A 7286-nucleotide genomic window follows, 5' to 3' on the forward strand; every position below is an offset into this window, starting at 1 on the left:
GCGATCGCGGTGGGGGAGGCGGTCGAGCGCATCACCAGTGGCGCCCTCGACAAGGTCGTCCTCGCCCGCTCGCTGGTCGCGCGGGCCGAGGCCCCCATCGATCCACGCTTCCTGCTGCGCCGCCTCGCCGACTCCTACGACAACACGTGGGTTTTCGCCGTCGCCGGCCTGATCGGCGCCACCCCCGAGATGCTCGTGCGCCTCGACCGCGGCCTCGCCTCCTCCCGCGTCCTGGCCGGCACCATCCGCCGCACCGGCGACGACGCCCACGACCTGGCCCTGTCCGCCTCGCTCGCCCGCTCCTCCAAGGACCTCGAGGAGCATGAGTATGCGGTGCGCTCGGTCGCCGATGCCCTCGGCCGCCACTGCGCCTCGATGAACGTCCCGGAGAGCCCGTTCGTCCTCCACCTGCCCAACGTGATGCACCTGGCCACCGATGTGGCCGGCGCCGTCGAGGACGGCGCCACCTCGCTCGAACTCGCCGCGAGCCTGCACCCCTCCGCCGCCGTCTGCGGCACCCCCACCGCCACCGCCGATGCCCTCATCACCGAACTCGAGGGCCTCGATCGCGGCTGCTACGCCGGACCCGTCGGCTGGATGGACGCCGCGGGCGACGGCGAGTGGGGGATCGCGCTGCGCAGTGGTCAACTCGATCCGGCGGATCCGTGCCAGATCAGCATTTTCGCCGGTTGCGGCATCGTCGCCGGCTCCGACCCCGAGGACGAGGTCGCCGAGTCGGACGCGAAATTCCTCCCCATGCGCGACGCCCTCACGGCCGCACCCACAGCCTGACGACTCAGGCACCCCGTGACGACCCAGATGAGTCGAGTGAGCGCGACACGCCCATAATTGGTCCCGGACATGGGCGTGTCGCGCTCACTCGACTTGAGGTGGTGTGGGGCCGCCCTGCCGGGTCAAGGCGGCCGCGACTCGCGCGAGGAAAGCCCGCTGCCGAGCCCCCGGATCGAGATCTTCGGCCCACATCGGGAACACCGCGCATCCGTTGTCCTCGAGGATGCGCTGACGCAATTCGTCAGCGCTGGCCTGGCGTCGGTCAGCGTGGTGCGCTCCTTGATACTCGACGACCACCCACCCGTCGCGGGCGCGCCACACCAGGTCTCCTTCGCCGAGCCATCCGCTTCCGTCCGGGGCGGTGATGTCGTGATTGATCAACGGCTCCGGCAGGCCGGCCTCGACGACGACCAGCCGGGCCTCGGTCTCCTTGGGGGAGCGCACGCCGGGCCGGATCCGCTCCCGTGCCCAGAGCAGGTTTCGTTTCCCCCGTGGCCGGATCCGTCGAGCGATGGCCGCGTCGATCTCGCGGTATGCCGCCGCCACGAGTGCCGCGTCCAGGTACGGCTTTCGCCGAGGCGTCAGTTGCGCAGCGTTCGCGAAGCAGAGCAGTCGATTGAGCACCTCATCGCCGACGACAACCAGGTCCACGCGGGTCATCGTGGGGTGGCGCCCCACGGTCAGAGCGGCCAGATCGATCCACGTGTCGACGAGGTCGACCACCCGCAGGCCGTCGACGACCACGACCTGGCGGGTCTCCAAACCGCGGCGGCCGACCCAGCCGTCCCGTCGTCGCTGCCCGACGTCGGTGCGGGTGCAGACATCGAGCCTGCGCTGCTGCAGCGCGCGTGGGGGCAACGGCAGGACCAGCAGCCGCGCCCCGGTCACATGTGAGAAAGCGGCGTCCCCGCACATGGCCAAGTGGGCAGCCCGGGCGCGCTCGCGCAGGTCGTCGCCGACGGGGTGCTGGGCCCACACCCCGCGGGTCGGGTGTTCGAGGCGGGAGGTGCGCAGCGCCTTGCTCGGCACGCCGAGTGCCCGGGCGCGATCGCTGGTGAACGCAACGCCCGCCAGCTCTTCGGGCAGCTCTATCGGCCTCATACCCGTCAAGCGTGGCGGCACCATCCGCCGCGCACCCGTCGCTATCCACAAGGGCCAGTCGAGTGAGCGCGACACGCCCAGAATTCGACCTGAACATGGGCGTGTCGCGCTCACTCGATTCGAGGGACGCCGTGGGACAGCCGTCTCGACCAGGATCATCTTAGGTAAGCCTTACTTCACGGCCCCCAACCATGCTGACCTAGACTCAGCAGGTTCGTGAAACCGTTCACAAGCCTCCCGAGGATCCCCCCTGTGTCTGAGACTGCCGAGAAGGCCGACGTCATCGTCGTCGGCGCCGGCCCGGCGGGGTCGTCGACCGCGGCCTACCTCGCGATGTCCGGCCTGGACGTGCTGCTGCTCGAGAAGACCAGCTTCCCCCGCGAGAAGGTCTGCGGCGACGGCCTGACCCCGCGCGCGGTCAAGGAACTGATCACCCTCGGCATCCCCACCCCCGAAGAAGAGGGGTGGATCCGCAACAAGGGCCTGCGGATCATCGGCGGCGGTATGCGGCTGCAGCTGGACTGGCCCGACCTGGCCAGCTTCCCGCCATACGGCCTGGTCCGCACCCGCCAGGACTTCGACGACATCCTCGCCAAGCACGCCGTCAAGCACGGCGCCCGCCTGCGCGAGTCCACCAATGTCACCGGCCCGATCCGTGACGAGAGCGGCCGCATCACCGGCGTCACCGCGAAGGCCAGCGACGAGAAGGGGCGCGCCGTCGGTCCGGAGCAGCGTTTCGAGGCGCCGCTCGTCATCGCCGCCGACGGCAACTCCTCCCGACTGTCGATGGCGATGGGCCGCGAGAAGCGCGACGACCGCCCGATGGGCGTGGCCGTGCGTACCTATTACACCAGCCCCCGCCACGACGACGACTACCTCGAGTCCTGGCTGGAGTTGTGGTCCAGCGACGACGAGGGCAACAAGATCCTCCTCCCCGGTTACGGCTGGATCTTCGGCGTCGGTGACGGCACCTCCAACGTCGGGCTCGGCATCCTCAACACCTCCAGCGCCTTCGGCAAGACCGACTACAAGGACGTCATGCGGCGCTGGGTCGCGACGATGCCCAAGGAGTGGACCTACAGCGACGAGACCATGGTCGGCCCGATCCGCGGAGCCGCGCTGCCGATGGGTTTCAACCGCCAGCCGCACTACCGTGACGGTCTGCTCCTCGTCGGCGACGCCGGCGGCATGGTCAACCCCTTCAACGGCGAAGGCATCGCCTACGCGATGGAGTCCGGGCGCCTCGCCTCCGAGGTCATCGCCCAGGCCTTCGCCCGCGGCGACGACGCCGGCCGCGAGCGGGTCCTCGCGTCATACCCCGCAGTCATGAAGGACGACCTCGGCGGCTACTACACCCTCGGCCGCTGGTTCGCCTCCGCGATCGGCCACCCCGAGGTGATGCGGCTGGCGACGAAATACGGCCTGCCCCGCACCACCTTGATGAAGCTGCTGCTCAAGATCATGGCCAATCTCGCTGAGCCGCGCGGCGGTTCGGCCTCCGACCGGCTGATCGTCGCCCTGTCCAAGATGGCTCCCGACGCCTGATGCTCATGTCGTGCAACGCTCGAACCGGCGGCCCCCCTAGGATGGCGGAGGAAGCGCCCGTGACCTGCCCCACGTCGATGGAAAGGGGAGTTGGCTGATGCACAACCCCTATGTCCCGTTGCTGTTCTTCCTGGCGATCGGTGCCGGCTTCGCGATCTTCTCGGTGGGCATCTCGCCCATCACCGGGCCGCGGCGATACAACCGCGCCAAGATGGACGCCTACGAGTGCGGTATCCAGCCCAGCCCGCAGGCCCAAGGCGGCGGCCGGGTGCCGATCAAGTACTTCTTGACGGCGATGCTGTTCATCATCTTCGACGTCGAGTCCGTCTTCCTCTACCCCTTCGCCGTCGCCTTCGGCGGCCTGGGACTGTTCGCGCTCGTGGAGATGGTGCTCTTCATCCTCACCGTCTTCATCGCCTACGCCTACGTCTGGCGGCGCGGCGGCCTGGACTGGGACTGACAGGAGCCACTGACACATGGGTATCGAAGAGAAACTCCCCGCCGGATTTCTGCTCAGCACCGTCGAGAACGTCGCCGGCCTGCTGCAGAAGAGTTCGATCTGGCCGGCCACCTTCGGCCTGGCCTGCTGCGCCATCGAGATGATGGCCGTCGGCACGCCCGACTACGACATCGCCCGCTTCGGGATGGAGAAGTTCTCCGCCTCCCCGCGACAGGCCGACCTGATGATCGTCGCCGGCCGCGTCAGCCAGAAGATGGCGCCGGTCCTGCGCCAGGTCTACGACCAGATGCCCAACCCCAAGTGGGTCATCTCCATGGGCGTGTGCGCCAGCTCCGGCGGCATGTTCAACAACTACGCGATCGTCCAGGGCGTCGACCACATCGTCCCCGTCGACGTCTATCTGCCCGGGTGCCCGCCGCGCCCGGAGATGCTGCTCAACGCGATCCTCACGCTGCACGACCAGATCCGCCACTCCAAGCTCGGCGTCAACCGCGTCGCCGCCGCCCGCGCCGCCGAGAAGGCCGCGCTCGAGGCTACCCCGACCTCGCTGATGGCCCCGACCCACGACCACCTGGCCGGAAAGAGCCTGCTGGCATGACCGAGACCCCCAAGCCCGCCGACCAGCCCCCCGCCGAGCCGGCCAAGCCCAACGAGCCGGCCATCGACCGGGCCGAAAAGACGATCGAGACCCCGCCCGTCCCCGGCGCCGAGAATCTTCCGGCCCAGCCCGGCACCACCCCCGAGCCGGTCCAGCGCGGCGAGCGCACCGGCATGTTCGGCGCTCACGACACCGGTGACACGACCGGATACGGCGGCCTGCGGAGCCCGATCCTCTATCCCGGAGCAGCCGTGCGCCCCTACGGCGGCGACTTCGACGCCATCGCCGACGCCCTCGAGGCTGCCACCGACCAGGGCCAGATCGCCCGCACCGTCATCGACCGCGGCGAGATCACCTTCGTCATCCCGCGCGAGCACCTGCCCGCCGTCGTCCGCGCCCTGCGCGACGACCCGGCGCTGCGCTTCGAGTTGTGCCTGTCCGTCTCGGGCGTGCACTTCCCGAGCGACATCGGCAACGAGTTGCACGTCGTCTATCACCTGATGTCGATCACCAACGGCCACCGGCGCATCCGGCTCGAAGTGACCGCCCCCGACGCCGACCCGCACATCCCGAGCGTCGTCGGCACCTATCCCGCCGCCGACTGGCACGAGCGGGAGACGTGGGACATGTTCGGCGTCGTCTTCGACGGCCACCCCGCGCTGACCCGGATCCTCATGCCGGACGACTGGCCCGGCCACCCCCAGCGCAAGGACTACCCGCTCGGCGGGATCCCAGTGGAATACAAGGGCGGGACCGTTCCCCCGCCGGACCAGCGGAGGTCCTACTCATAATGACGACCCCACACAGCGCGAGCGGCAGCACCGTCTACACCGCCGCCGATCCCGACGAGGTCCGCCATATCGACGACCTCGACGAGCAGGCCGACCTGTATGCCGCCCCCGGCGAACCGTCCGAGGGTCGCGTCTTCAACGCCGTCGGCGGCGACTGGAACGACATCGTCGGCGAGGTCGGCTCCCGCCCCGAGGAGCGGATCGTCGTCAACATGGGCCCGCAGCACCCGTCGACACACGGCGTGCTCCGGCTCATCCTCGAGATCGAGGGCGAGACGGTCACCGAGGCACGCGCCGGAATCGGCTACCTGCACACCGGCATCGAGAAGAACATGGAGTTTCGCACCTGGACCCAGGGCGTGACCTTCTGCACGCGCATGGACTACCTCATGCCGATCTTCACCGAGACGGCCTACTGCCTGGCCGTCGAGAAGCTGCTCGGCATCACCGACCAGATCCCGGCCCGCGCCAGTGCGATCCGCGTCCTGATGATGGAACTCAACCGCATCGGCAGCCACCTGGTGTGCCTGGGCACCGGCGGCATGGAGCTCGGCGCGACCACGGTCATGACGATCGGGTTCCGCGAGCGTGAGCGCATCCTCAACATCTTCGAGATGGTCTCCGGCCTGCGGATGAACAACGCCTACGTGCGCCCCGGCGGCGTCGCGCAGGACCTGCCCGCCGGCGCGATCCAGGCCGTCCGCGACATCATCCCCGAACTGCGCCAGGGCATCCGCGAGCTCGAACTGCTCATGCTCGAGAACCCCATCCTGAAGGGCCGGCTGGTCGGCATCGGCTATCTGGACCTGACCGGCTGCATGGCGCTCGGCATCACCGGCCCCATGCTGCGCAGCGCCGGTTACCCGCTCGACCTGCGCAAGGCCACGCCCTACTGCGGCTACGAGAAATACGAATTCGACGTTCCCACCCGCACCGGTGCCGACGCCTACGACCGGCTCTGGCTGCGCGTGAAGGAGATGTGGGAGTCGCTGAAGATCGTCGAGCAGGTCGTCGCCGAACTGCAGGACAACCCCGGCCCCGTGATGGTCGAGGACAAGAAGATCGCCTGGCCGGCGCAACTGTCCGTCGGCCCCGACGGCATGGGCAACAGCCCCGCGCACATCGCCGAGATCATGGGCACCTCGATGGAGTCCCTCATCCACCACTTCAAGCTCGTCACCGAGGGCTTCCGCGTCCCGCCGGGCCAGGCGTATGCCGCGGTCGAGTCCCCCAAGGGCGAGCTCGGCTGTCACGCCGTCTCCGACGGCGGCACCCGGCCCTATCGCGCGCATTTCCGCGAGCCCAGCTTCAACAACCTGCAGGCCGTGGCCGCACTGTGCGAAGGCGCCCAGCTCGCCGACGTCATCGTCGCCGTGGCCTCCATTGATCCTGTTATGGGTGGAGTCGACCGCTGATGGAGCACTACGGCGAACAAACCGCGTCCGGTTTCCTGCACGTCTCCGCAGAGAGCAAGGAGCCGTATGCCGCGGACGTCCTGGCGAAGTTGCATCAGGACGCCGAGGCGGTCATCGCGCGCTATCCCCAGAAGCGGTCCGCGCTGCTGCCGCTGCTGCACCTGGTGCAGAGCGTCGACGGCTATGTGGCCGGCCGCGGCGTGAGATTCTGCTCCGAGGTCCTCGGGCTGTCCGAGGCCGAGGTTAGCGGTGTCGCGACCTTCTACACCCAGTACAAGCGCCACCCCAACGGCGACTACACCGTCGGCGTCTGCACCAACACGCTGTGCGCGATCATGGGCGGCGACAAGATCTGGGACACCGTCAGCGAGCACCTCGACCTCGAACACGACGAGACCAGCAGCGACGGCAAGATCACTCTCGAGCGCGTCGAGTGCAATGCCGCGTGTGACTTCGCCCCGGTCGTGATGGTCAACTGGGAGTTCTACGACAACCAGACCCCCGAATCGACCGTGCAACTGGTCGACGACCTGCGCAGCGGCGCCCCGGTCAAGCCGACCCGTGGCCCGGACCGCCAGTGGACA

The 7286-nt window shown here is 68.8% G+C and carries 8 protein-coding genes; 7 read left to right on the top strand and 1 reads right to left on the bottom strand.

The annotated features are described in order from the left end of the window. A partial coding sequence (locus BN11_RS12480) for an isochorismate synthase (RefSeq protein WP_048698181.1) occupies positions 1-792 on the top strand: 792 nt, incomplete at its 5' end. Positions 793-876: 84 nt separating this feature from the next. Here BN11_RS12480 and BN11_RS12485 read toward each other — a convergent pair. Beyond that, entirely contained in the window at positions 877-1893 is a 1017-nt protein-coding gene (locus BN11_RS12485; protein ID WP_048698183.1) for a hypothetical protein, read from the bottom strand. Between the two features lie 252 nt (positions 1894-2145). Between BN11_RS12485 and BN11_RS12490 the strand changes: the two genes are divergently transcribed. The 6 genes from BN11_RS12490 to nuoE all read left to right on the top strand — a co-directional run. Further along, positions 2146-3438, top strand: a complete 1293-nt coding sequence (locus BN11_RS12490; protein WP_083433723.1) for a geranylgeranyl reductase family protein — start codon at positions 2146-2148, stop codon at positions 3436-3438. A gap of 97 nt (positions 3439-3535) precedes the next feature. Continuing rightward, on the top strand, positions 3536-3898 hold the full coding sequence (locus tag BN11_RS12495; RefSeq protein WP_048698185.1) for an NADH-quinone oxidoreductase subunit A: 363 nt from the start codon (positions 3536-3538) through the stop codon (positions 3896-3898). Between the two features lie 16 nt (positions 3899-3914). After that, entirely contained in the window at positions 3915-4496 is a 582-nt protein-coding gene (locus BN11_RS12500) for a NuoB/complex I 20 kDa subunit family protein (RefSeq protein WP_048698187.1), read from the top strand. Then, on the top strand, positions 4493-5287 hold the full coding sequence (locus tag BN11_RS12505; protein ID WP_083433724.1) for an NADH-quinone oxidoreductase subunit C: 795 nt from the start codon (positions 4493-4495) through the stop codon (positions 5285-5287). Before BN11_RS12500 ends, BN11_RS12505 begins: the two co-directional genes overlap by 4 nt. After that, positions 5287-6702 (top strand): NADH-quinone oxidoreductase subunit D, encoded by a 1416-nt coding sequence (locus BN11_RS12510; protein ID WP_083433725.1) that lies wholly within the window; start codon positions 5287-5289, stop codon positions 6700-6702. Before BN11_RS12505 ends, BN11_RS12510 begins: the two co-directional genes overlap by 1 nt. Further along, positions 6702-7286 (top strand): NADH-quinone oxidoreductase subunit NuoE (gene nuoE, locus BN11_RS12515; protein ID WP_083433726.1); only part of this gene is annotated, 585 nt, incomplete at its 3' end. The genes BN11_RS12510 and nuoE, both read left to right, overlap by 1 nt.

This window comes from Nostocoides australiense Ben110 (assembly GCF_001050535.1).
GTDB classification, from domain to species: Bacteria; Actinomycetota; Actinomycetes; order Actinomycetales; family Dermatophilaceae; genus Nostocoides_A; species Nostocoides_A australiense.

Coding starts and splice junctions, on each gene's coding strand:
- BN11_RS12485 (WP_048698183.1), bottom strand. CDS start 1,893: ATGAGGCCGATAGAGCTGCCCGAAGAGCTGGCGGGCGTTGCGTTCACC.
- BN11_RS12510 (WP_083433725.1), top strand. CDS start 5,287: ATGACGACCCCACACAGCGCGAGCGGCAGCACCGTCTACACCGCCGCC.
- BN11_RS12500 (WP_048698187.1), top strand. CDS start 3,915: ATGGGTATCGAAGAGAAACTCCCCGCCGGATTTCTGCTCAGCACCGTC.
- BN11_RS12505 (WP_083433724.1), top strand. CDS start 4,493: ATGACCGAGACCCCCAAGCCCGCCGACCAGCCCCCCGCCGAGCCGGCC.
- BN11_RS12495 (WP_048698185.1), top strand. CDS start 3,536: ATGCACAACCCCTATGTCCCGTTGCTGTTCTTCCTGGCGATCGGTGCC.